Annotated in this window: 22 protein-coding genes; 13 read left to right on the plus strand and 9 right to left on the minus strand. The window is 71.9% G+C overall.

Features of this window, described 5'->3' with window-relative positions:
• The first annotated feature begins 43 nt into the window (after positions 1 to 43).
• Positions 44 to 967, plus strand: a complete 924-nt coding sequence (gene tatC / locus ABT297_RS33460) for a twin-arginine translocase subunit TatC (protein WP_350556490.1) — start codon at positions 44 to 46, stop codon at positions 965 to 967.
• A gap of 116 nt (positions 968 to 1,083) precedes the next feature.
• Complete coding sequence (locus ABT297_RS33465) at positions 1,084 to 1,974, plus strand: diacylglycerol kinase (protein ID WP_350556468.1); 891 nt, start codon at positions 1,084 to 1,086, stop codon at positions 1,972 to 1,974.
• 53 nt (positions 1,975 to 2,027) lie between these two features.
• On the opposite strand, the gene ABT297_RS33470 is transcribed toward ABT297_RS33465, so the two are convergent.
• Positions 2,028 to 2,402, minus strand: a complete 375-nt coding sequence (locus tag ABT297_RS33470; protein WP_350556469.1) for an Hsp20/alpha crystallin family protein — start codon at positions 2,400 to 2,402, stop codon at positions 2,028 to 2,030.
• Between the two features lie 130 nt (positions 2,403 to 2,532).
• Positions 2,533 to 3,240 carry an HAD family hydrolase gene (locus ABT297_RS33475; protein WP_350556470.1) on the minus strand — a complete coding sequence of 236 codons (708 nt, stop codon included), beginning with the start codon at positions 3,238 to 3,240 and terminating at the stop codon, positions 2,533 to 2,535.
• Positions 3,241 to 3,294: 54 nt separating this feature from the next.
• Here ABT297_RS33475 and ABT297_RS33480 point away from each other — a divergent pair, with 54 nt between their 5' ends.
• Both ABT297_RS33480 and ABT297_RS33485 read left to right on the plus strand, forming a co-directional pair.
• Entirely contained in the window at positions 3,295 to 6,060 is a 2,766-nt protein-coding gene (locus ABT297_RS33480) for a DEAD/DEAH box helicase (protein ID WP_350556471.1), read from the plus strand.
• A gap of 132 nt (positions 6,061 to 6,192) precedes the next feature.
• Complete coding sequence (locus ABT297_RS33485) at positions 6,193 to 7,110, plus strand: MHYT domain-containing protein (RefSeq protein WP_350556472.1); 918 nt, start codon at positions 6,193 to 6,195, stop codon at positions 7,108 to 7,110.
• A 159-nt stretch (positions 7,111 to 7,269) separates the two neighbouring features.
• Here ABT297_RS33485 and ABT297_RS33490 read toward each other — a convergent pair whose 3' ends face one another.
• Together ABT297_RS33490 and ABT297_RS33495 are read right to left on the minus strand one after the other, a co-directional pair.
• The gene (locus ABT297_RS33490) at positions 7,270 to 7,812 is read right to left on the minus strand and encodes a transposase (RefSeq protein WP_350556473.1); all 543 of its coding nucleotides are present in this window, start codon (positions 7,810 to 7,812) and stop codon (positions 7,270 to 7,272) included.
• 46 nt (positions 7,813 to 7,858) lie between these two features.
• The gene (locus ABT297_RS33495; protein ID WP_350556474.1) at positions 7,859 to 8,818 is read right to left on the minus strand and encodes a transposase; all 960 of its coding nucleotides are present in this window, start codon (positions 8,816 to 8,818) and stop codon (positions 7,859 to 7,861) included.
• 209 nt (positions 8,819 to 9,027) lie between these two features.
• Here ABT297_RS33495 and ABT297_RS33500 point away from each other — a divergent pair, with 209 nt between their 5' ends.
• On the plus strand, positions 9,028 to 11,484 hold the full coding sequence (locus ABT297_RS33500; protein WP_350556475.1) for a glycogen/starch/alpha-glucan phosphorylase: 2,457 nt from the start codon (positions 9,028 to 9,030) through the stop codon (positions 11,482 to 11,484).
• Between the two features lie 29 nt (positions 11,485 to 11,513).
• Here the strand turns inward: ABT297_RS33500 and ABT297_RS33505 are convergent, their stop codons facing one another.
• Positions 11,514 to 12,425 carry a 5'-3' exonuclease gene (locus ABT297_RS33505; RefSeq protein WP_350556476.1) on the minus strand — a complete coding sequence of 304 codons (912 nt, stop codon included), beginning with the start codon at positions 12,423 to 12,425 and terminating at the stop codon, positions 11,514 to 11,516.
• 13 nt (positions 12,426 to 12,438) lie between these two features.
• Positions 12,439 to 13,386, minus strand: a complete 948-nt coding sequence (locus ABT297_RS33510; protein WP_350556477.1) for an anti-sigma factor RsbA family regulatory protein — start codon at positions 13,384 to 13,386, stop codon at positions 12,439 to 12,441.
• Between the two features lie 162 nt (positions 13,387 to 13,548).
• Between ABT297_RS33510 and ABT297_RS33515 the strand changes: the two genes are divergently transcribed.
• The 3 genes from ABT297_RS33515 to ABT297_RS33525 are packed head-to-tail and all read left to right on the plus strand — an operon-like array spanning position 13,549 to position 16,268.
• On the plus strand, positions 13,549 to 14,658 hold the full coding sequence (locus ABT297_RS33515) for a M24 family metallopeptidase (protein ID WP_350556478.1): 1,110 nt from the start codon (positions 13,549 to 13,551) through the stop codon (positions 14,656 to 14,658).
• Positions 14,655 to 15,791, plus strand: a complete 1,137-nt coding sequence (locus tag ABT297_RS33520) for an acyl-CoA dehydrogenase family protein (RefSeq protein ID WP_350556479.1) — start codon at positions 14,655 to 14,657, stop codon at positions 15,789 to 15,791. The genes ABT297_RS33515 and ABT297_RS33520 overlap by 4 nt, the downstream gene beginning before the upstream one ends.
• Positions 15,792 to 15,821: 30 nt before the next feature.
• Positions 15,822 to 16,268 (plus strand): Lrp/AsnC family transcriptional regulator, encoded by a 447-nt coding sequence (locus ABT297_RS33525; RefSeq protein WP_350556480.1) that lies wholly within the window; start codon positions 15,822 to 15,824, stop codon positions 16,266 to 16,268.
• Here ABT297_RS33525 and ABT297_RS33530 read toward each other — a convergent pair.
• On the minus strand, positions 16,249 to 16,938 hold the full coding sequence (locus ABT297_RS33530; RefSeq protein WP_350556481.1) for a haloacid dehalogenase-like hydrolase: 690 nt from the start codon (positions 16,936 to 16,938) through the stop codon (positions 16,249 to 16,251). The genes ABT297_RS33525 and ABT297_RS33530 overlap by 20 nt on opposite strands.
• Before the next feature lie 36 nt (positions 16,939 to 16,974).
• On the opposite strand from ABT297_RS33530, the gene ABT297_RS33535 reads away from it, so the two are divergent.
• The 3 genes from ABT297_RS33535 to ABT297_RS33545 are packed head-to-tail and all read left to right on the plus strand — an operon-like array spanning position 16,975 to position 18,842.
• Positions 16,975 to 17,547 carry a histidine phosphatase family protein gene (locus ABT297_RS33535; protein WP_350556482.1) on the plus strand — a complete coding sequence of 191 codons (573 nt, stop codon included), beginning with the start codon at positions 16,975 to 16,977 and terminating at the stop codon, positions 17,545 to 17,547.
• 37 nt (positions 17,548 to 17,584) lie between these two features.
• Positions 17,585 to 18,325 carry a methyltransferase domain-containing protein gene (locus ABT297_RS33540; RefSeq protein ID WP_350556483.1) on the plus strand — a complete coding sequence of 247 codons (741 nt, stop codon included), beginning with the start codon at positions 17,585 to 17,587 and terminating at the stop codon, positions 18,323 to 18,325.
• Between the two features lie 28 nt (positions 18,326 to 18,353).
• A complete protein-coding gene (locus ABT297_RS33545) occupies positions 18,354 to 18,842 on the plus strand; it encodes an LURP-one-related/scramblase family protein (protein WP_350556484.1) in 489 nt (162 codons plus the stop codon).
• A 10-nt stretch (positions 18,843 to 18,852) separates the two neighbouring features.
• Here ABT297_RS33545 and ABT297_RS33550 read toward each other — a convergent pair whose 3' ends face one another.
• The gene (locus ABT297_RS33550; RefSeq protein ID WP_350556485.1) at positions 18,853 to 19,422 is read right to left on the minus strand and encodes a TetR/AcrR family transcriptional regulator; all 570 of its coding nucleotides are present in this window, start codon (positions 19,420 to 19,422) and stop codon (positions 18,853 to 18,855) included.
• Positions 19,423 to 19,526: 104 nt separating this feature from the next.
• Here ABT297_RS33550 and ABT297_RS33555 point away from each other — a divergent pair, with 104 nt between their 5' ends.
• Entirely contained in the window at positions 19,527 to 20,468 is a 942-nt protein-coding gene (locus ABT297_RS33555) for an SDR family NAD(P)-dependent oxidoreductase (RefSeq protein WP_350556486.1), read from the plus strand.
• Here ABT297_RS33555 and ABT297_RS33560 read toward each other — a convergent pair.
• Positions 20,453 to 22,030, minus strand: coding sequence for an LLM class flavin-dependent oxidoreductase (locus tag ABT297_RS33560; RefSeq protein ID WP_350556487.1), 1,578 nt, complete (start codon positions 22,028 to 22,030; stop codon positions 20,453 to 20,455). The two genes, ABT297_RS33555 and ABT297_RS33560, sit on opposite strands and share 16 nt — an antisense overlap.
• A gap of 306 nt (positions 22,031 to 22,336) precedes the next feature.
• Between ABT297_RS33560 and ABT297_RS33565 the strand changes: the two genes are divergently transcribed.
• Positions 22,337 to 22,853: dihydrofolate reductase family protein (locus ABT297_RS33565; protein WP_350556488.1), on the plus strand; the 517-nt coding region annotated here is incomplete at its 3' end.

The raw sequence follows: 22,853 nt of genomic DNA on the forward strand, positions 1-22,853 counted from the left end.
TAACAAGCAGCCGTCGAACTTCGCGCGCGCCGCGGATGGCTCCATGACCCTCATGGAGCATCTGCGGGAGCTGCGTACCAGGCTCTTCCGCGCCTGCCTGGCGATCCTGATCGGCACCATCATCGCGTTGTGGCTGGCTCAGCCGGTGCTGACCTTCATCCAGGAGCCCTACTGCACTCTCATGATGCAGAGGGCGATCGAGGATTCGGGCAACAACACGCTCCCGGCCGGCTGGAAATGCCCGTTCGTCCAGCTCGGCCCCACCGACGTGCTGTTGCTGAAGCTGAGGATCTCGCTGTGGGTCGGGCTCATCATCGCCGGCCCCGTGTGGCTCTACCAGCTGTGGGCGTTCGTCGCGCCGGGCCTGCACCGCAACGAGCGCCGCTGGGCCTACGTCTTCGGCGGCCTCGCCGGCCCGCTGTTCGCCGCGGGCGCCTACCTGTCGTTCCTGGTGGTCTCCGAGGGCCTCGTCTTCCTGCTCAACATGAACGGCCCGGAGATCACCACACAGCTGGAGATCACCCGCTACGTCGACTTCGTCACCGGCATGATGATGGTCTTCGGCCTGGCGTTCGAGTTCCCGCTCGGCGTCATGCTGGCCAACATCGCGGGCATCGTCACCGGCAAGCGCCTGCTCGGCTGGTGGCGGATCGCGGTGTTCGTCACGTTCGTCTTCGCCGCGATCGCGACGCCGACCGCCGACCCGTTCGGCATGACGGCGCTGGCGCTGGCCCTTTCGTCGCTGTACTTCGCGTCCGTCGGCTTCGCGATGTTCAACGACAAGCGCCGGGGCCGAAACCGCCCGGCGTATGCCGACATCGGCGACGACGAGGTCTCCTCGCTGGACGACTATGACGTCGAGCCGGTCGAGGCCGCGACCCCGATTGGCGGCTACGACCAGGTCGACGCGCCGACACCGGTCGAGCGGCCGAAACCGCTGGGACGCGGGTTCGACGACATCACGTAACACCGCAGCACGGAACATCGCATTCGGCTACCAACGGCGCCCCGGGCCTGTGCCCGGGGCGCCGTTCGTGTCCGCCCATGCGCGGGCCCGAGCCTTGAACGTTTACAGTCTGCGCCGTGAACATCGCGCTACTCGCCAACCCCACCGCCGGCAAGGGGCGGCGCGCCGGGCTGCTGCCCGCCGTCCAGGAGCGGCTGCGGGCCGGCGGGGCGGACGTGGCGGTGCTCGGCGCGGGTAGTGCCGCGCAGGCGCGTGAGCGGGCACATCGGGCCGTCGCGGACGGGTGCGACGCGCTCGTGGCCATGGGCGGCGACGGGACCGTGCACCTCGGGCTGCAGGCCGTCGCCGGGACTGGCGTGCCGTTCGGGATCGTGCCCGCCGGCACCGGCAACGACTTCGCCGTGCGCCTCGGGCTGCCCGCCTCGCCGGTGGCCGCGGCCGGGGTCATCACCGACGCGCTGCGCGACGGGCGCAGCCGCGCGATCGACCTCGCCCGGGTGAGCGGGGCGGACGGGACCACCGCCTGGTTCGGCGCGGTGCTCGCCGCCGGGTTCGACGCGTTCGTCAACGAGCGGGCCAACCGCATGCGGTGGCCGAGAGGGGCGCAGCGGTACAACCGGGCCATCGTGGAGGAACTGCTGGCGCTGCGGCCCCGGCGGTACCGGATGAGCCTCGACGGCGCGGTCACTGAGCTCGACTCCGTGCTCGTCGCCGTGGGCAACACGGAGAGCTACGGCGGCGGGTTCCGGATCGCGCCGGGCGCCGACCCCACCGACGGGCTGCTCGACGTGGTGGTGGCCGAGCCGCTCGGGCGGCTCACGCTGATGCGGCTGCGGCCGAAGGTGCTCAAGGGCACCCACGTGCTCGACCGGCGGGTCTCCACGCACCGGGCCCGCACCGTGGAGCTGGCCGGCGAGGGGGTCACCGCCTACGCGGATGGGGAGCGGATCTGCCCGCTGCCGGTGACGATCACGTGCGTGCCGGGAGCCCTGACCCTGCTCGCCTGAACGGCACGGACGCCGGGGGAGCGTCCCCGGCGTCCGAAAGGTGCCCGTGTGGCTCAGGCGGCGTTGCGGATACGGATCTTGACGCCGTTGCCCGTCGGCTCGGTCGACACGTCGGACTGCGCGACGTCGCCCGGGACCGAGAAGCTACGGCTGAACGAGCTCGAGCTGGACGAGCTCGACGAGAAGTGCGCGCCGCCGACGTCGTGGCTCTCCGACCTGCTGCCGCCGCTCTGGCCATTGATCGTCAGGAGGCCGCCGGCCACCTGGACGTGGACGTCGGCCGGGTTGATGCCCTCGACGGTGATGACCAGGTCGTCGCCGTCGGTCGCGGTGCTCACCGACGAGGAGTGGGCTTGGCGGGCGGCGTTGCCCAGGTCCTGCTCGAGGCGGGCCAGGGCGCTCGTGGGGTCCCAGCGGTTCAACGGCATGGTGTACCTCCGCAAACGAAGAGAGTTCGTATCGTTGCCTGCACTGTCGTCGCGGCGGGACGGCGCGACAAGCGCAGAGCCGATGTTGCGACAATGTTTTCCGGTTCAGGGTGATTTTCACGCACGGCCGCTACAGCAGCCGCAGGATGCCACCCAGGCCGTGCATTTTGCCCGGTTCACTCTCCGGGAGGACAAGAACGCTGCAGCCGGCCGCCGCGGCGCCGGCGTCGGCGGGCGTGTCGCCGACCATCAGGGCCCGCTCCGGGTCGACCCGCAGCGCCGCGCAGGCCCGCCAGAAGATCGCCGGGTCGGGCTTGGTGCGGCCGACCTCGTAGGAGAGCACGAACTCGTCGACGAGGTCGGCGAAGCCCAGGTCGGCGGCGAGCGCCCGCAGGTCGAAGCCGATGTTGCTCACCACGGCGACGGGGACGCCGGCCGCGCGCAGGGCCCGCAGGATGGGCACCGTGTCGGCGTAGAGCTCCCAGCCGTCGGCGAGCAGCAGCCGCTCGTACAGGGCCGTGGCCAGGGACTCGTCGACGGTCGCGGCCAGGCCGGTGTAGCAGGCGCGGTGCGCCTCGGCGGACAGGTCGCGATCGGCCCACACCTCGGCCAGGTGCGCCGGCACCCGGTGCGGCCTCGGCCCGCCCGCCCGGCCGGCGGTGGTGAGCCGGTCGGCCAGAACGGTCGCCTTGCCCCGGTCCAGTGTCGTGCCCATGCTCCGCGCCGCCGACGTTACCCAGCGAACGGGGTCCTCCACCTGCGCAAGGGTGCCGTGGAAGTCCAGCAGCACCGCCTCAATCGGTCGTCGGGAAGTGAGTGACTCGTCGCTTTCCGGCACGCCAGCACGATACCCAGGAGCGGATCCGGGCCGGCTTCGCCTAGCCTTGGGAGCGTGAGCGGTACCGAGGACATTGATTCCAGCCCCGCAGGCCGCTATGAGGCGGCGCGACTGCGGGCCGAGGACGCCAACCGGCACCCCGCGCTCACCGAGTTCGCCGACGAGCTGAGCTTCGACCTCGACCCGTTCCAGGCCGAGGCGTGCGAGGCGCTCGAGCGCGGCACCGGTGTGCTCGTGTGCGCGCCGACCGGGGCGGGCAAGACCGTGGTCGGCGAGTTCGCCGTGCACCTGGCGTTGCGGCAGGGGCGCAAGTGCTTCTACACCACGCCCATCAAGGCGCTGTCCAACCAGAAGTACAACGACCTGGTGCGGCGCTACGGCGTGCAGCAGGTCGGCCTGCTCACCGGCGACAACGCCATCAACGGCGACGCGCCCGTGGTGGTCATGACCACCGAGGTGCTGCGCAACATGCTGTACGCGGGCTCCGCGACGCTGCAGGGCCTGTCGTACGTGGTCATGGACGAGGTGCACTACCTCGCCGACCGGTTCCGCGGCGCGGTGTGGGAGGAGGTGATCATCCACCTGCCCGAGTCGGTGACGCTGGTGTCGCTGTCGGCGACCGTGTCCAACGCCGAGGAGTTCGCCGACTGGCTCGTCACCGTGCGCGGCGAGACGTCGGTCGTGGTGAGCGAGCACCGCCCGGTGCCGCTGTGGCAGCACATGCTCGTGGGCAAGCGGATGTTCGACCTGTTCCACGACGTCGAGGCCGCGCAGAAGCACGACGTGCACCCCGAGCTGCTGCGGTATCACCGGGAGATGCTCCGCCGCGTCGAGCTCGCCGGCGGCGACCTGCGCCGCGGCAAGCGGGGCCGCTGGACCGGTCCGTATCGCCCGGAGATCGTCGAGCGGCTCGACCGCGAGGGGCTGCTGCCCGCGATCCTGTTCATCTTCAGCCGGGCCGGGTGCGACGCCGCCGTGCAGCAGTGCCTGGCCGCCGGGCTGCGCCTGACCGGGCCCGACGAGCGGGCCGAGATCCGCTCCATCGTCGAGGAGCGCACCCGGCACATCCCGAACGAGGACCTGCAGGTGCTCGGGTACTGGGAGTGGCTCGACGGCCTCGAGCGGGGCCTGGCGGCGCACCACGCCGGCATGCTGCCCGCGTTCAAGGAGGTCGTCGAGGAGCTGTTCGTGCGCGGCCTGGTCAAGGCCGTCTTCGCCACCGAGACCCTCGCCCTGGGCATCAACATGCCGGCCCGCTGCGTGGTGCTGGAGCGGCTGGTCAAGTTCAACGGCGAGGCGCACGTCGACCTGACGCCGGGGGAGTACACCCAGCTGACCGGCCGGGCCGGCCGCCGCGGCATCGACGTGGAGGGCCACGCGGTCGTGGTGTGGGCGCCCGAGGTCGACCCGCGCCACGTCGCCGGGCTCGCCTCCACCCGCACCTATCCGCTGCGCTCGAGCTTCCGTCCGTCGTACAACATGGCGGTCAACCTCGTCGGCAGCGTCGGCTTCGCGGAGGCGCGCGAGCTGCTGGAGAGCTCCTTCGCGCAGTTCCAGGCCGACCGTTCGGTGGTCGGCCTGGCCCGCCAGGTGCAGCGCAACACCGAGACCATGGCGACGTACGCCGGGGAGATGTCCTGCCACCTGGGCGACTTCGCGGAGTACTTCGCGATCCGGGTCGCCATCGCCGAGCGCGAGAAGGCCATCGCCCGCCAGGGCGTGCAGCAGCGCCGCGCCGCCGTCCTGGAGTCCCTGGAGCGGCTGCGCTCCGGCGACGTCATCCGGGTGCCCGCCGGGCGTCGCTCCGGCCTGGCGATCGTCATCGACCCGGGCACCGGCGGCTTCGGCGAGCCGCGCCCCCTCGTGCTCACCGAGGACCGCTGGGCCGGGCGGATCTCCGGCGCTGACTTCACCACCCCGGTCGAGCCGATCGGCCGGGTCCGGGTGCCGCGGCAGTTCAACTACCGCTCCGCCCAGGACCGCCGCGACCTCGCCGCGCAGCTGCGCCGGATGGAGCTCGCGCCGGCCGGGCGGGACCGGCCGGGCCGGGCCCGCAACAGCGCCGCGGCCGACGACCACGAGCTCGACACGCTGCGCGCCTCGCTGCGCCGCCATCCCTGCCACCGCTGCCCCGAGCGCGAGGAGCACGCCCGCTGGGCCGAGCGGCGCTGGCGCCTGGAGCGCGACACCGAGGGGCTGCGCGGCAAGGTGGCCAACCGCACCGGGTCGCTGGCGCGCACGTTCGACCGGGTCTGCGGGCTGCTCACCGACCGCGGCTACCTGACCACGGAGGGCGAGGTCACCGACGCCGGTCGGATGCTCGCCCGGATCTGGGCGGAGACCGACCTGCTCGTCGCCGAGTGCCTGCGCCGCGGGGTGTGGGACAAGCTCGGCCCGGCCGAGCTCGCCGCCGCCGCCAGCGTGCTGGTCTACGAGGCTCGCCGAGAGGCCGAGGACCGCGCGTCGGTACCGCGCGGCGAGATCACCGACGCCATCGACGCCACGCTGAAGCTCTGGGCGGACGTGCGCGACGACGAGGACTCCCGGGGGCTGCAGCTCACCCGGGAGCTCGACCTCGGTTTCGTCTGGCCGATGTACCGCTGGGCCCGCGGCGAGTCCCTCACCAAGGTCCTCGGCAGCGTCCACGGCCTCGACGGCGACATGCCGGCCGGCGACTTCGTGCGCTGGTCCCGCCAGGTGCTCGACCTGCTCGGCCAGCTCGCCGACGCCGCCGGCGCGCCCGAGCCGGTGCGGCGCACGGCGCGGCAGGCGATGACCGCGGTGACGCGAGGAGTCCTCGCATACAGCGTCATGGCCTGATTACGCAGCGATTTTTCCGTTCGAACGGCTGATGGGGATTGGCGAAAATCGCTCGGATCCGCCATGATGCTCTTCGCCGGTTCGCCGCGCGTTCCGCGTGCGTGCCTTGGTTGGAGGACATTCGTGGGTCAGGTGCACCATTTCACATACGGCGCGATCACTCCGATCTTCGCCTACGCCATGTCGTTTCTGGGGTCCTTGCTCGGCCTCGTGAGCACCGGCCGAGCCCGTGCCGCCACCGAGACCCGCCGCCGTGCCTGGCTGCTCGTGCTCGCCGCGTGGTCCATCGGCGGCACCGGCATCTGGGTCATGCATTTCATGGCCATGGTCGGCTTCAGCGTGCAGGGCAGCCCGCTGCGCTACGACGTGCCGATCACCGTGGCGAGCTTCTTCATCGCCGTCGTCACCGTCGGCGTCGGCCTGTTCATCGTGGGCCTGGGCAAGCCGAAGCTGGCGAAGGTCCTCATCGGCGGCCCGATCACCGGGGTGTCGGTCGCGTTCATGCATTACACGGGCATGGCAGCGATGAACATCGACGGCAATTTCGAGTACAAGACCAGTCTCGTCATCGCCTCGTACGCGATCGCTGTCGTCGCCGCGACCGTCGCCCTGTGGTTCACGATCGTCGTGCGGGGCATGATCGCCACGATCACCGCCGCGGCCGTCATGGGCGTCGCGGTCTGCGGCATGCACTACACCGGTATGTATGCGATGCAGGTCCACCTCAAGCACGACATCGCCCCCCTGCCCGGCGTCGACGTCAACTGGTTCCTGGCCCCGATCGTCCTGTTCGTCCTGGTCGTGGTCATCGCCCTGGCCAGCGCCGTGATGGCGGTCCCGTCGGAGCGCGAGCAGGCCGAGGCCGCCGCGGTCCGCGAGAAGATCGCCGCCGGCGAGGCCCTGCGCGCCTCCGCCGGCCCGGTCTTCGGCGGCGGCCCCAGCACCGGCGTGACCCAGCCCTCGTCGCCCGTTCCCGGCAAGGCCGGCCAGGCCTTCGCGGCCCGGGCGGCGAACGGCATCGCCGACGCCCGCCGACAGCGCGGTCGCTGAGCGCCTCCAGCACCACCACGCAGCCCTCCGCGTAGCTTCGCGGAGGGCTGCGTCGTCATTCAGATGGAGAGTGACCGTCAATTGGGCGCTTGGTTCGCCGTGATCACGGAGTAAAAATGTACAGGGGGAGGCGGCGTCGCGAGTTGTTGATGGCTGGTGTCAAGTCTGGCGTCTTCGGTTGGTTTGGCGCTGTTGGTGGGCGAAGAGTTTGCCGGCGTTGTGTGCGGTGATCATGAGGGTGATCTCGGTGCCGGCGGCTGGGCCGCGGTGGTGTAGTTGGCGTCCGCCGTGGTGGAACAGTTGCGCGAAGATTGGTTCGATCATGCCGGCTCGTCGTCGGTAGAGGCGTTTGCCGGCTGGGTTGTTGAGACGGTTGGTCATGCGCTGCCAGTCGGGGTCGGTGCTGCGGGTGTGGGCGTCGGCCTGGCCGGTGTCGCGGCTGGTGGCGATGAGCAGGATGCCTTCGCTGGGGGTGGTGAAGGTGGCTGCGGAGGCGTAGCCGGCGTCGGCGAGGTGGGCGCGTGTTCGGCTGGTGATGCCGGCCTGGTCGCGGTTGTTGTGGGCCTGCCGCAGGGAGGGGTGCAGTCCGCCGTGGTCGTTGCTGTGGTCGTAGAGGTCGCCGGCGAGCACGATCTGGCCGCGGGTGGCGGTGACGGTGAGGTTGTGGGCTTGGATCCAGGTGAGGCCTCGTTTGCCTTTCATGATCCGGCTGTGTGGGTCGGTGAGGTTGATCCGGTCCGGTGTGGGGTCAAACGGGGTGGGTGGACTGCAGTTCGGTGAGGTGCTGGCGGGCGTTGGTCAGGGCTTGGCGTTGCCGGTTGATGTGGACGGACCGGGCGACGGGGATTGGTACGCGGCCGTCGGGGTTGCGGCCGCGGTGGGCGGCGAGTGCTGCCCGGCGGCGGTAGTCGGCGATCCTGGCTTCCTGGTCGGTGATCATGGCGGTGAGGGTGCGTTCGTGCCGGTCGATCCGGTGCCGGGCGCGGCGGATGCGTTCCTCGTGTCCGGTGTGGGGGACGGCGGCTCGGGCCTCGGCGCGGGTGTGGGCGATGGCCTCGGCCCGCCGTAGCCGGGTCAGCTGTCGTTGCAGGACGGCGATCCGGTCGGGGATGGACCGGCAGACCACCTCGATGTAGTCGTCGAGGTCGGTGTCGTGGTCCAGTGCCTCGGCCGCGGCCTGGCGGTGCCGGGTGAGGGCGTCCAGTCGCTGGCGGGTCTGGGCGATACGCAGGGTGAGCCGGGCGGCGCCGCGGTTCGCGGTCAGCGCTGCCGCCGCCCGTACCGGGGTGCCGTCGGTCGCGGTGACCGCGGCATCGACCAGCCCCTCGTCGCCGCATCGGGCCAGGACCTGCACGAACAGGTCACTGACAGCCCGGCGATGCCGGGTCACGAACCGGCGGACCGTGGACGCCGAGGGCAGCCGCGTGCCGAACAACGCCCGCACATCGACCCGCTCCCGCACCGCCCGGGCGATCCCGACCGGGGAACGGATCCCCAGCCGGTAGCAGTGCAGCACCACGATCAGCAGCAGGCGCGGGTCGTACGGCCGCCCACCGGACCCGTCCGCCCGGTAGGCACCCTCGAACATGCCCAGATCGAGCTGGTCGACCAGGTCCACGACCCGCCAGAACGGGTCGTCCTCGGCAACCAGCCCGCTCAGAGCGGCCGTCTGCGCCGTCACGTCCACATCGATGTACCGAACAGCCATACATCCACAGTCATCGTGCAGCCGCCCGGCCACACCTCGACACGCCTACAAACGGCCAAACTTGACATGAGTGACGAACCGCCCACGACACCGCCTCGGGGAGCAGCACGTTCGCTCCGTGATCATGGAGAAGAGTGTCGACTTCGCGGGGCCGACGGCGGGCGGCGCGGGATACTGAAGCAGTGACTGATGCGCGGCCTCGCCCCAGAATGCGTTCCGTCGGCAGCACGCTCGAGGACTTCGAGCGGGACCTCATCAGCAACCTGTACTACCAGCGGGGTACCACGCTCGAGTCCGCCAGCGGGTCCGACGGCTACCAGACCCTTGCCCTCACCGTCCGGGACCGGCTCGTCGAACGGTATGCGCGCACCGCGGCCGCGCACTACGCCGCCAACCCGCGGTTCGTGTACTACCTGTCCGCCGAGTACCTGCTCGGGCGGCAGCTGCGGCAGAACCTGCTGTACACGGATACGGAGCAGTACGTGCGGACGATCGCCGAGGACCTCGGGGTCAGCCTCGAGGATCTGGAGGGGTACGACGTCGAGCCGGGGCTGGGCAACGGCGGCCTCGGGCGGCTCGCCGCGTGCCTGATGGACTCCATGGCGACGCTGGACATCCCGGCCGTGGGCTATGGCATCCGATACGAGTTCGGCATCTTCAAACAGGTGTTCCGCGACGGTGCGCAGGTCGAGCGGCCCGACGACTGGACGTTCTACGGCAACCCGTGGGAGTTCCCCGCGCCGGACGACCGGCAGCTCGTGGGCTTCTACGGCACCACCGCGCCCGCGCTGGACGATCCCAGCGGGCTGCGCCGGCAGTGGACGCCCGGCGAGACCGTGCGCGGCGAGCCCAGCCACCTGCTGGTGCCGGGATACGGCACGCAGACGGTCAACATCATCCGGCTGTGGCAGGCCCGCGCCAGCCGCGAGTCGTTCGACCTGTCGCGCTTCGGGGCCGGGCAGTACAAGGAGGCCGTCGAGGACATCGTGCGCGCCGAGAACATCAGCAAGGTGCTGTACCCCGACGACAGCACCGAGCAGGGGCGCGAGCTGCGGCTGAAGCAGCAGTACTTCCTCGTGGCCTGCTCGCTGCGCGACATCATCCGGCGGTACCGGCTGCGCAACACCGGCTGGGACGCGTTCCCGGCCAAGGTCGTCATCCAGCTCAACGACACCCACCCGGTCATCGCCGTCACCGAGCTCATGCGGCTGCTCGTCGACGAGCAGGGGCTGGACTGGGACCTGGCCTGGTCGATCACCCGGCGCACGTTCAACTACACCTGCCACACCCTGCTGCCGGAGGCGCTGGAGACGTGGCCGGTGGCGCTGCTGGAGCGGCTGCTGCCCCGGCACATGGAGATCATCTACGCGATCAACTACTTCTTCCTGCAGGAGGTCGAGGCGACGTACCCCGGCGACCTCGACCGCGTCCGCCGGCTGTCGATCATCCAGGAGGAGCCGGAGAAGCGGGTTCGGATGGCGCACCTGGCGGTCGTGGCCAGCACCGCCGTCAACGGGGTCGCCGAGCTGCACACCCGGCTGCTCACGGGCACGACCCTGCACGACTTCGCGGAGCTGTGGCCGCAGAAGTTCCACAACGTCACCAACGGCGTGACGCCGCGCCGGTTCGTCCGGCTGGCCAACCCGCGGCTGTCGGCGCTGGTCACCGAGCGGCTCGGCGACGAGGGCTGGCTCACCGACCTGGACCGCCTCGGCGCGCTGGCCGGCGCGGCCGACGACCCGGCGTTCCTGGAGCGGTGGCGGGCCGTGAAGCGCGCGAACAAGGTCGACCTCGCGGCGCAGGTGGAGCGGTCCACGGGCGTGGTCATCGACCCCGACGCGCTGTGCGACGTGATGATCAAGCGGTTCCACGAGTACAAGCGCCAGCACCTGAAGCTGCTGCACGTGATCACGCTGTTCAACCGGATCCGGCAGAATCCCGATCTGGACGTGGTACCGCGCACGGTGCTGTTCGGCGGCAAGGCCGCGCCCGGGTACCACGCCATGAAGCTGCTGATCCGGCTGGTCAACGGGGTCGCCGAGGCGGTCAACACCGACCCGGTGGTCTCCCGGCGCCTCAAGGTCGTCCTGCCGCCCGACTACAACGTGTCCCGGGCCCAGGTGATCATCCCGGCCGCGGACCTGTCGGAGCAGATCTCGCTGGCGGGCAAGGAGGCGTCGGGGACGGGCAACATGAAGCTCGCCCTCAACGGCGCGCTCACCATCGGCACGCTCGACGGCGCGAACATCGAGATCCGCGACCGGGTCGGCGCGGAGAACTTCTTCCTGTTCGGCCTCGACGCGCAGCAGGCCTCGGACCTGCGCCGCGACTACCACCCGCGCTCGTACTACGAGAGCGACCCCGACCTGCGCGCCGCGATCGACGCGATCGCGAGCGGCGTGTTCGCCAAGGGCGACCGCACCCTGTTCGCGCCGGTCGTCGACGCGATGCTGGGCCGCGACGAGTACCTGGCTCTGGCCGACTACCGCGCCTACCTGGAGTGCCAGGAGCGGGTCGAGCGGGCGTGGCGCGACCAGGACGCGTGGGCCCGCATGTCGGTGCTGAACTCGGCCCGGTGCGGCTTCTTCTCCTCCGACCGCACCGTGCGCGACTACTGCGACCTCATCTGGCGGGTGGACCCGGTCCGGGTCACCGCGCAGGGGTGAGTGTCCCGCCCGGTCCCGGCGCCTGAACCCTAACCGCGGCCGAGCGCGTCCACGATGCGCTTGGCCGCGCCGGCCAGGCCCCACCGCTGGGCGAGTTCGACGAGCCGGTCGGCGTCGGCGGGGACGGACGGCAGCTTCGTGTCCAACGGCGGGATCGGCACGGTGCGGGAGACGGCGACGACGTCGCGGGCGCTGGCGAGATACTCCTTGCCGGCCGTGAGCTTCCCGCGCAGCCCGGGTGCGAAGCCGGACGCGGGATCCTCCAGCGCGGCCAGGATCCCGTCGAGGCCGCCGTAGCGGTCCACGAGCCGGGCGGCGGTCTTCTCGCCGACGCCGGCGACGCCGGGCAGGCCGTCGCTCGGGTCGCCGCGCAGCGCCGCGAGGTCGGCGTATCCGGCGGCGGGCACCCCGTACTTGGCGTGCAGCGCGGCGTCGTCGAGGACCTCGAGCTTGGCGACGCCCCGGCCGCAGTACAACACCCGGACCGGCTTGTGGTCGTCGATGAGCTGGAAGAGGTCCCGGTCGCCGGTGGTGACCTCGACGGGGCCCGGCTCGCGGGCGGCGAGCGTGCCGATGACGTCGTCGGCCTCGAAGTCGGGGGCGCCTACGGCGGTGATGCCCAGCGCGGCGAGGAACTCCAGGATGATCGGGACCTGGGCCTCGAGCGCGGCCGGGACGTCCTCGCCGCCGGCGGGAGTCAGCCGGTGCGCCTTGTACGACGGCAGCAGCGCGACCCGCCACGCCGGGCGCCAGCTCTCGTCGAGGCAGCACACCATGCGGTCGGGGCCGCGGCCGCGGATGAGGGTGGCGAGCATGTCCAGGAACCCGCGCACGGCGTTGACCGGGGTCCCGTCGGGCGCCTTCGCGGCGACCTCGGGGACGCCGAAGTACGCGCGGAAGTAGAGACTGGCCGAGTCGATCAGCAACAGGGGGCGGTCCACCCGGCAAGACTACTCAGCGCAACACGTGAACGCGCGTCGTGGTGCCCGTCGCGCTGGTGTGTCGCTGCACCAGGTCGGCCAGGAAGTGGACCATGACCAGGCCCCGGCCGCGGCCGTCCGGCGGGCGGAGCCGGCCGATCAGCACGTCGGTGACGTGGCCGAAGTCGCGGACCTCGCACACCACCCGCTCGTCGTCGTACCAGGTGCGCAGCGTGCCGGAACCCCCGGCGTGCTGGATACTGTTGGTCGCCAGCTCGTTGACGGCGCTCTGCAGGTCGATGATGCGCTCCGCGGGCAGCCCGGCGTCCAGCCCGACCTCGGCGACCCGGCGGCGCACGTCGACCAGGCCGGCCAGCTCGAAGCGCATCGTGGTGGCGCCGGGCGGCGGCTCGGACAGCGGCAGGTTGTAAGTGTCGGTGATGCCGTACGGGTCGTAGGCGCCGCTGGGGAACCGGCCGGTGTCGTCGGCCATGATCGGGTGGGTGGCGTGGGAGTCCGCGATCGCCCGCTGGTCGAGGCGGCCGACATCGTACGGGCACAGGATGGACGCCTCGCGTCCGGCGAAGGCCACGTTGACCATCGCCTCGTGCTGGACGCACGCCGGATACTCCTCCGGGCTGCGGCCGACCCAGATCGGCTCGCCGACGATGCGCACCCGGCGCCCGGGGTGGTCGTCCATGAACCGGCTCAGCACCCACGGGATGAGCCGGCCCGGATTCCGCCCGGCCTGGGTGATGTCGACGAAGCGCACGCCGGCGGCGAACGCGCCGAGCCGCTCGCGCAGCAGCGCCACGTTGCCGGGCGGTGCGGCGACGGCGGTGGGCTCGTTGAGCGAGAAGCCCTCGTAGATGAACTTCATGGTGCCGTCGAGGAAGCCGTTGGTCCCCTCGTAGAGCAACGCCTCATGCACGAACGGGTCGGCGACTCGGTCGCTGGACGTCGGCGCGCTGGGGCGGCTCATGGAGATGCGCAGCTCATCTCGGTTGGAAGAGGGGTAGTTCGGGCCTTTACTCAATCTTCGCGCACAGACTACGCCACAACCCGCGATCGATCACCCTGTCCGGCGGTATCCCGCCGCGGGCGCCATAGGGGTACCACAGGAAACCAAACGAGCGTTAAGCTGATGATCGTGGAGCTGTATTCCCCCGACCGGCTCGAGTCCGCCCGGCGCGCCGCCGCCGAGGCCGGCCTCGACGCGCTGCTCATCGGGCCGAGCGCCGACCTGCGATATCTCACCGGCTACGACGCGCACGCCCTGGAGCGGCTCACCCTGCTCGTGCTGCCCGCCGAGGGCGAGGCCACGCTCATCGTCCCGCGGCTGGAGCGCCCGGCCGCCGAGGACTCGCCGGCGCTGTCCGTCGGCGTCCGGCTGGTCGACCACGCCGACGGGACCGATCCGTACCACATCGTCCGGGACCTGCTCGGCGACCGGGTCAAGTCCGTCGGGCTCGGCGACCGGATGTGGGCCGAGCAGGTCCTCGCGCTGCGCGACGCGCTGCCCGACGCCACCCAGGCCCTCGCCGGCGCGGTGCTGCGCGGCCTGCGGCTGCGCAAGAGCCCGGCCGAGGTGGAGGCGCTGCGCCGGGCCGGGCGGGCCATCGACGCCGTCCACGAGCGGATGGGGGAGTGGCTGCGGCCCGGGCGCACCGAGGCCGAGGTCGCCGCGGACATCGCCGCCGGCATCCGCGAGGCCGGCCACGCCACCGTCGAGTTCACCATCGTCGCCGCCGGGCCCAACGGCGCCAGCCCGCACCACGGCGTCTCCGACCGGCTGATCGCCGCGGGCGAGCCGGTGGTCGTCGACATCGGCGGCCGCATGCCCGACGGCTACTGCTCCGACTCCACCCGCGTGTACTGCGTCGGCGAGCCGCCCGCGGACTTCGCCGCCTACTACGCCGTGCTGCACGAGGCCCAGCGCGCCGCGGTCGCCGCCGCGCGCCCCGGCGTGAGCGCGCAGGCCGTCGACGCCGCCGCCCGTGACCTCATCGCCTGCGCCGGCTACGGCGAGCGGTTCCTGCACCGCACCGGGCACGGCATCGGCCTCGATGCGCACGAGGATCCGTACATCGTGGCCGGCAACGAGACCCCGCTCGAGCCCGGCATGGCGTTCTCGATCGAGCCCGGCATCTACCTCGCCGGCCGGCACGGCGCCCGCATCGAGGACATCGTGGTCTGCACGCCCGACGGCGCCGAGCGACTCAACACCGTCGACACAGAGCTGGTGGTCTTGTGACCGTTGATCGGGCGTTTTTGAGTGAGGAGGGCGCCGCCCTCATCGGCCTCGTCCGCGAGATCGCCGCCGGGGAGCTGGCGCCGCGCGTCGACGCGTTCGAGGCCGAGCGGCGCTTCCCGCGCGAGCTGTTCCGCCTGCTCGGCCGCGCCGGGCTGCTCGGGCTGCCCTACCCGCAGGAGTACGGCGGCGGTGGCGTGCCCTACGAGCTGTACCTGCAGGTGCTGGAGGAGCTCGCGGCCCGCTGGCTCGCCGTCGCCGAGGGCGTCTCCGTGCACAGCCTGTCCTGCTACCCGCTCGTGGCCTACGGCACCGACCTGCAGCGCAAGAAGCACCTGCCGGACATGCTCGGCGGCGAGCTGCTGGGCGCCTACTGCCTGTCGGAGCCGCACAGCGGATCCGACGCGGCCGCCCTCGCCACGCGGGCCGAGCCCGGGCCGGACGGCTACGTCGTGCGCGGTACCAAGGCCTGGATCACCCACGCCGGGCAGGCCGACTACTACAACGTGTTCGTGCGCACCGGCGGCCCCGGCCCGTCCGGCATCTCATGCCTGCTCGTCGACGCGGCAACCCCCGGTGTGCAGGCACAGGCGCCGGAGAAGACCATGGGCCTGCGCTCCTCCACGGTCGCGCAGCTCGTCTTCGACGGCGCCGTCGTCGGCGCCGACCGGCTCATCGGCGAGCCCGGCCGCGGGTTCAACATTGCGCTGAGCTCGCTGGACGGCGGGCGGCTCGGCATCGCCGCCTGCGCCGTCGGCCTCGCCCAGGCCGCGCTCGACTACGCCGTGGCCTACGCGCGCGAGCGTGAGCAGTTCGGCCGGCCGATCGCCGAGTTCCAGGGCGTCGGCTTCATGCTCGCCGACATGGCCACCCAGATCTCCGCCGGGCGCGCTCTCTACCTCGCCGCCGCCCGCCTGCGCGACGCCGGACGGCCGCACACCGCGGAGGCGGCGAAGGCCAAGCTGTTCTGCACCGACACCGCGATGCGGGTGACGACCGACGCCGTGCAGGTGCTCGGCGGCGCCGGATACGTGTCGGACCATCCGGTCGAGCGGTACATGCGCGAGGCCAAGGTCCTGCAGATCTTCGAGGGCACCAACCAGATCCAGCGGCTGGTGATCTCCCGGTCTCTGTAGCGGGTTGCACGGCAGGCTAATGTTCGGACCGTGGAAGAGACCGATCGCGCGATCGTCGCGGCCCTGGCCGTCGACGGCCGCCTATCCTACACCGACCTGGCCGAGCGGGTCGGGTTGTCGGTGTCGGCGGTGCACCAGCGGGTGCGCCGGCTCGAGCAGCGCGGCGTCATCAAGGGCTACACCGCGCGGGTCGACCACGACGCGCTCGGGCTGGCGCTGACCGCGTTCGTCGCGATCCGGCCGCTCGACCCGTCACAGCCCGACGACGCGCCCGACCGGCTGGCGAAGCTGCCGCAGATCGAGTCGTGCTACTCGGTGGCCGGCGAGGACTTCTACATGCTGCTGGTGCGGGTCGAGAACCCTCTGGCGCTGGAGCGGCTGCTGCAGGAGATCCGGTCCGCGGCCAACGTCACCACCCGCACGACGGTGGTGCTGTCCACCCCCTACGAGCACCGGCCTAGCGTGCGGCAGTCCTGACGGCCTCCTCGACCCGGCCGGTGTCGGCGAGGTCTTCGAGCGTCACGTGCGCGCCGGCCCTGCTCAGTTCGGCCGACGTGTACCTCCCGGTCGCGACGCCGACCACGCCGGCCCCGCTGGCGAGGGCCGCCCCGACGTCCTCCGGCGTGTCGCCGACGAGCACGACCTTCCCGAAATTCCGGTTATACCGGCCATGGGCGTTTCGCCGGGCGATGGCGACCAGCTCCGCCCGCACCTCATGGCTCCAGCCATAGGCGCCCGCGTCCAGGTCCAGGTGCGAGATCAGGCCGAACGGGCCGAGCTTGACCTCGGCGATGCGCCGCACGTTGCCGGTCAGCAGCGACTGCACCGTGCGTGCGCCGACCGCGGCGAGCGCGTCGACCGCCCCGGGCAGCGCCCGCCCGCGGGCCGGCAGCAGGTGCGCCAGCTCGTCCAGCGCCAGCTCCGCGCCCGCCCGCAGGTCCTCCAGGTGGGCATCGGTCACCGGAATGTCGTTGAGGCGCAGCATGTCTATGGCGATCGCCCGGTCGGTCCGCCCCGCCATCGGCGGCTGGTGCCGCACCGGGGTGCCGAACCGCCGCAGGAACGCCAGGTCGAATGCCTCCCGGCCCAGCCCGTCCACGTCGACCAGTGTGTGGTCAACATCCCAGAGCACGAGTACCCCGTCCACGTTATGCAGCGTAGCCGTAACCGGCACAATGTGTTGATGGGTGAGATCGTGCTTGTACGTCACGGGCAGACCGAGTGGAGCGCGAACGGCCGGCACACGTCCACGACCGAGCTGGACCTCACCCCGGCCGGGGTGGCCGGCGCCAGGGCCCTGAGCCGCGCCTTGGCCAACCGCTCGTTCGTCGCGGTCGTGAGCAGCCCCCGCCGCCGGGCGCTGCGCACCGCGGAGCTGGCCGGCCTGACCGTCACCGAGGTCGACAACGACCTCGCCGAGTGGGACTACGGCGAATACGAGGGCCGCACCACCGCCGAGATCCTCGCCGCCGACCCGGACTGGGACCTGTGGCGCGAGGGCTGCCCCGGCGGCGAGACCCCGCAGCGGGTGACCGACCGCCTGGACCGCTTCCTGACGAGGCTGCGCCCGGTGCTGGCCCTGGGCGACGCGGCCGTGATCAGCCACGGCCACTCCTCCCGCGCCCTGGCCGCGCGGTGGCTGGAGCAGCCGACGGCCTTCGGCGCCCATCTGACCCTGGGCACGGCCGCCATCTCCGTCCTCGGCCACGAGCACGGCGTCCCGTCCCTGCGCGCCTGGAACGCCCCGCCCGTCTAAAAGGCTGCCGCGCGGGGGGTCGGTGCGGAGATGTGCGATGGTGGCGGACGTCTACGACGACGTGCGGCCGGGCTTCGCGCCCGGGCTCGCCGAGGCGATCGCCGTGTACCACGGGCGCCCGCCCGGTCGCGTGCCGGAGACCGGCGTCGGCAAGGGTACCGAAGTGCTGCGGGGCCTGGGCGGCGCGCTGACCTGCGTCGAGCCCGACGAGCGCATGGCGGCCGTGCTGCGCGCCCGGTTCCCGGACGTGACGGTGCTCGTCGCGCCGTTCGAGTCGGCCTGGCCAGGCCCCGCCGACGTCGTCGGGTGCGCGATGGCCTGGCACTGGCTCGACCCCGCCCGCCGCAACCGCCTGGCGTTCGACGCGCTGCGGCCCGGCGGCACGCTCGCCGTTTTCGGCGCCTGGTCTGGGTCGACCCGCGCGAAGCTCCGTCGAGCCAGACTGGGCGTCGCCCGCTTCGCCTACGCGGACCCCGCCCACACCCGGGCGTTCGCCGCCGCCGACCCGACCCCGCCGGTGCCGCGCCACGACGACTGGGCCTTCGACGACATCCGCTCGTCGGGCCTGTTCGCCGACGCCCGGCTCGTGCGCACCAACCGGCCGCTGCCGATGAGCGCCGAGCGGTACCTGCGGCTGGTCCGGACCTTCGGCCCGTTCCGCGCCAGGGGCGCCGCCGGTCAGGCCCGCACGCTGGATGTGCTCGCGACGCTCGACGACCTCGGCGGGGGCACGGTGCTCGACCTTCGCACCACCCTGGCGCTCGCCCGGCGGGCATGAGTGGCGCGGCGGGCCGACAATCGAGGGCATGTATGTCATCAAAGAGCGCTTCTTCGACATCGGCGACGACTTCGACGTCATCGACGAGCACGGTCGCAAGGTGCTGCACGTCGACGGCAAGGTGCTGAGCCTGCGGGACCGGCTCGTCATCGAGGACCCGTCCGGGCGTGAGATGGCCTCCGTGTACCGCAAGCTCATCGCGCTTCGCCCGACGTACCGGATCGAGATCGACGGCGAGGAGGCGGCGGAGGTCCGTAAGAAGCTGTTCACGCCGTTCCGCGACAAGTTCACCATCGACGTGCCGGGGCCGGACGACCTGGACATGTCCGGGGATCTCTTCGACCGCGAGTTCACGGTCGAGCGGGGCGGCCGCGAGGTGGCCACGGTGTCGAAGCGGTGGCTGAGCATCCGCGACAGCTACGCGGTGAACATCGCGCAGGGCGAGAACCACCTGCTGATCCTGTGCGCGGTCCTCGCGCTGGAGCTGGCGCTGCAGCGCGAGAAGGACGACGACTGAGCGCTGCGGCTCAGGTCCGGGCGCGCAGCCCGTCGACGAGTAGGTCGAGCAGGCGGCCGGCCTGGTCGCGGCGGGCCGGCTCGCCCGCGGCCAGGGAGATGCCGCTGAGCGCCACGAGCACGTCGAGCGGCGCCACGTCGGTGCGTAGCCCGTCGGCGGCGCCGGCCTCCAGCAGCCGCGTGATCGCTCCCACCAGGCGGTCGCGGCTGTGCGCGAAGGGCTGCCCGCCGGCGGCGATGACCGTGCGCAACGCCTCGGCGAGGCCGTGCTTGGCGGCCATGTAGTCGATGTAGCCGTCCATCCAGGCGCGCAGCGCGGCGGCCGGGGGTAGCTGCGTCAGCAGCCGCGGGACGGCGTCGCACAGGCGGGCCAGTTCCGCGCGGTACACCTCCTCGATGAGCGCCTCCCGGGTCGGGAAGTGCCGGTACAGCGTGCCGATGCCGACCCCGGCGTCGCGGGCCACCCGCTCCAGGGTCACGTCGGCGGCCGCCGCCGTGGAGAAGGCCTTGAGGGCGGCATCGAGCAGGCGTTCGCGGTTGCGCCGCGCGTCGGCGCGCAGCGGGCGCTCGGGGTGGGTCACGTCACACTCCAACTGCCGACAAGCGGAGGATCCTCCGGTTATGGTTGAGCCATCTGGAGGCTCCTCCGTTTCAATGGTACCGCTGGCATCGCTTGGAGGCGATCATGCCGATCACCACACCCTTCGGATTCGAATCGACCGCCGCGGAAGTGCTCGACGGCGTCGACCTCGCGGGCCGCCGCGCCGTCGTCACCGGCGGCGCCTCGGGCATCGGCGTCGAGACCGCGCGCGCCCTGGCCGGAGCCGGGGCCGAGGTCACGCTAGCCGTGCGCGACACCGAGGCCGGCGACCGCGTCGCCGCGGACATCGTCGCCACGACCGGCAACAAGCACGTCCACGTCGGCCCGCTCGATCTGGCCGACCAGGACTCGGTGCGCGCCTTCGCGGCGGCCTGGGAGGGCCCGCTGCACATCCTGGTGAACAACGCGGGGCTGATGGCCTCGCCGCTCGCGCGCACGTCGCAGGGCTGGGAGATGCAGTTCGCGACCAACCACCTCGGTCACTTCGCCCTCGCCGCCGGGCTGCTCCCGGCGCTGCGCGCGGCCGGCGGCGCCCGGGTGGTCGCTGTCAGCTCGGGCGCGCACCTGCGCTCCCCGGTCGTGTTCGACGACATTCACTTCGAGCGGCGTGAGTATGATCCGTGGCTCGCCTACGGCCAGTCGAAGACCGCCGACGTGCTCTTCGCGGTCGAGGCGGACCGCCGCTGGGCCGGCGACGGGATCCGGGTCAACGCGCTGCACCCCGGCGGCATCCGGACCAACCTGCAGCGCCACGTCGACATCGACGAGGTCGTGCGGACCGTCACGGCGGCCGGCGGCGGCGCGCCGATCCGGTGGAAGACGCCCCAGCAGGGCGCGGCGACCTCCGCGCTGCTGGCCGCGTCGCCGCTCACCGCCGGCGTGGGCGGGCGCTACTACGAGGACTGTCACGAGGCCGAGCCCAACCGGCCGGGCACCCGCACCGGCGTCGCCGCGTACGCGCTCGACCCCGAGGCGGCCGCCCGGCTCTGGGACGTCAGCCTCGCCACCCTTCACATCACGTTGTAGCGGCTCAGCGGCTCGACCAGCGCACGCTCCTCGTACGACAGGTGCGACAGCAGCGTGTCGGTGAGCAGGTCGACCGCCTCCCGCACCGCGGCGATGCCCTCCGGCTTCGAGACCATCGCCACCAGCGCCCCGTCGACCCGCTCGAGGACCTCGGCGATGACGTGGTGCTCCGCCTCGAGGCGGTCGACGACCGGCACCAGCCCGGGGTCGGCCGCCCTCAGGCGCGGGAACAGGCTGACGTCCTCGATCGTGTGGTGCGTGGTCACGACGCGGCAGTAGCTCTCGCAGTACGTGCCCAGTGTCCAGTTGTTCTGCCGCATCGTCATCGTGTTGATGATCGATCGGGCCCGGCCGAGGTCGAGGGCGCCGGCCTCGACCTGGTCGACGAGGTCGCGCAGCTGCGCCAATTCCTGCCGCAGATGATTGTGTACGTCGATGAGGTGCTGCCCCGACGCCCGCTGCCGGGAGCTGTAGCGGATGGTGGGGTCGCTCGCGGGGCCGGTGGGGCGCTCGGCCTCGTCCCACAGCCGGATGCTGGAGCGCCGCGTGCCGTCATCGGGCGTCGGCGTCGCGAGCGTCTCGTTGCGGACCCGCTCGGCGGGCGGTGCGGCGGGCCGTTCGGCGAGCTCCGGCGGTACAACCGGAATTGCCGCTGCCTCGCGACTTGCCGGGCGGGCCCGCTCGGCGGCCACCAGCTCGCGCACCGCGGGGGCGACCTCCAGCGCGAAGCGTTCCAGGTCGCCATCCCCGCCGGCCGGCACCATCAGGATGAACGCGCTCGTCCCCTCGGTCACCGCCAGCTCCGCGAGCTGCTCGACCCACACCTTCGGCGGCCCCTGCAGGAACTCCCGGCCGTCGCCGCGAAACGTCCCGGCGATGTTGTACAGCCGCCGCACGTCCTCCGGTCGCCGCCCCGCCCCGGCCGCGGCCTCGTCGATGCGCCGGTTGGCCTCGGCGAGCTGATCCGGCGGCAGGTACGGCGAGCTCGGCAGCCACCCGTCCGCGAGCCGCCCGATGAGGGAGAGCATCCGCGGCTTGTAGCCGCCGACCCAGATCCCGATGTCGTGCGCCGCGCCGGGCCCGGGGTGGGTGCCCTGCAGCCGGTAGTGCTCCCCGTCCACCCGCGCCGAGCGATCGCTGCCCCACAGGGCCCGAATGACCGCGATCGCCTCCGCCAGGGCCCGCATCGACTCGGGCGCGCTGCGCCGCGGCCCGCCCATGCCCGCGATCGCGTCCCAGAACGCGCCCGCGCCCAGCCCGAGCTCGACCCGGCCGCCGCTGAGCAGGTCCAGGCTGGCCGCCGCCCGGGCGAGCACCGCCGGCGGGCGCAGCGGCAGGTTGGCGACGTTGGGGAAGACAGAGATCCGCTCGGTGTGCGCGGCGACCACCGACAGCAGCGTCCAGGCGTCGAGGAAGCGGGCCTGGTACGGATGGTCCTGCACGCTGGTCATGTCCAGCCCGAGCTCCTCGGTGCGCACCGCCAGCCGCAGGGTCTCCGCCGCGGTGGCGGCCTCGGCCGGCAGAAAGGTCCCGAAGCGCAGATCGTGGCCATAGTCGGTCATGCAGATAATATGTCATGCAGAACATCTATCGGCAAAGTGGCTCCCCTCACGGCACTGGCCCGCGAGCTGTCGCCCTGGACCGGCCATCACGCCGAGTCCGCGCCCCGCGCCGCCGCGGACTCGATATGCTCGTCACGGGCTTGGTCTCTCCTGTCAGTCGGCTGCCGCGATTCGTTCGGAGAACTCAACGGGCGTAGAGCTCTTGAAAAAAACTTGTGGGCTGGTTGTCGAAGCTGCCCTGTCCTGTTCGAAGTCTGTACGGAAGCGAGCCCCGCGACCCCAGCCAGATACCTGCAGGAGAGTTCCGTGCGCAAGATCATCGCTTCGACCTACGCCACCCTCGACGGCTACATCGACAACCCCCACGAGTGGATGTTCCAGTACTCGAATGAGCAGGCCCAGCAGTACGCGTTCGAGATGACGCTCAAGGCGGACTCCCTGCTGCTGGGCCGGGTGACCTATGAGGGTATGGCGCAGGCGTGGCCGAGCAGGGGCGGCAACCCCTACGCCGACCACGTCAACTCCATCGCGAAGTACGTGGTCGCCAACGGGCCGGTGGACACCGCCGTGTGGGGACCCGCGACGGTCATCTCCGGGGACGATCTCGTCGCCGAGGTCACCCAGCTCAAGGAGGGGGATGGCGGGGACATCCTCGTCTGGGGGACTGGTCGTCTGACCGACGCGCTCGCGGCGGCGGGGCTGCTCGACGAGTACCGGGTCTGGATCTTCCCGGTGATCAAGGGCAAGGGCGAGCCCTTGTTCCGGCCGGAGAGCGCCACCGCGCTGGAGTTCGTCGACTCCACCACGTTCGACAGCGGCGTGG

Source organism: Dactylosporangium sp. NPDC000555 (assembly GCF_040300025.1).
Taxonomy (GTDB): domain Bacteria; phylum Actinomycetota; class Actinomycetes; order Mycobacteriales; family Micromonosporaceae; genus Dactylosporangium.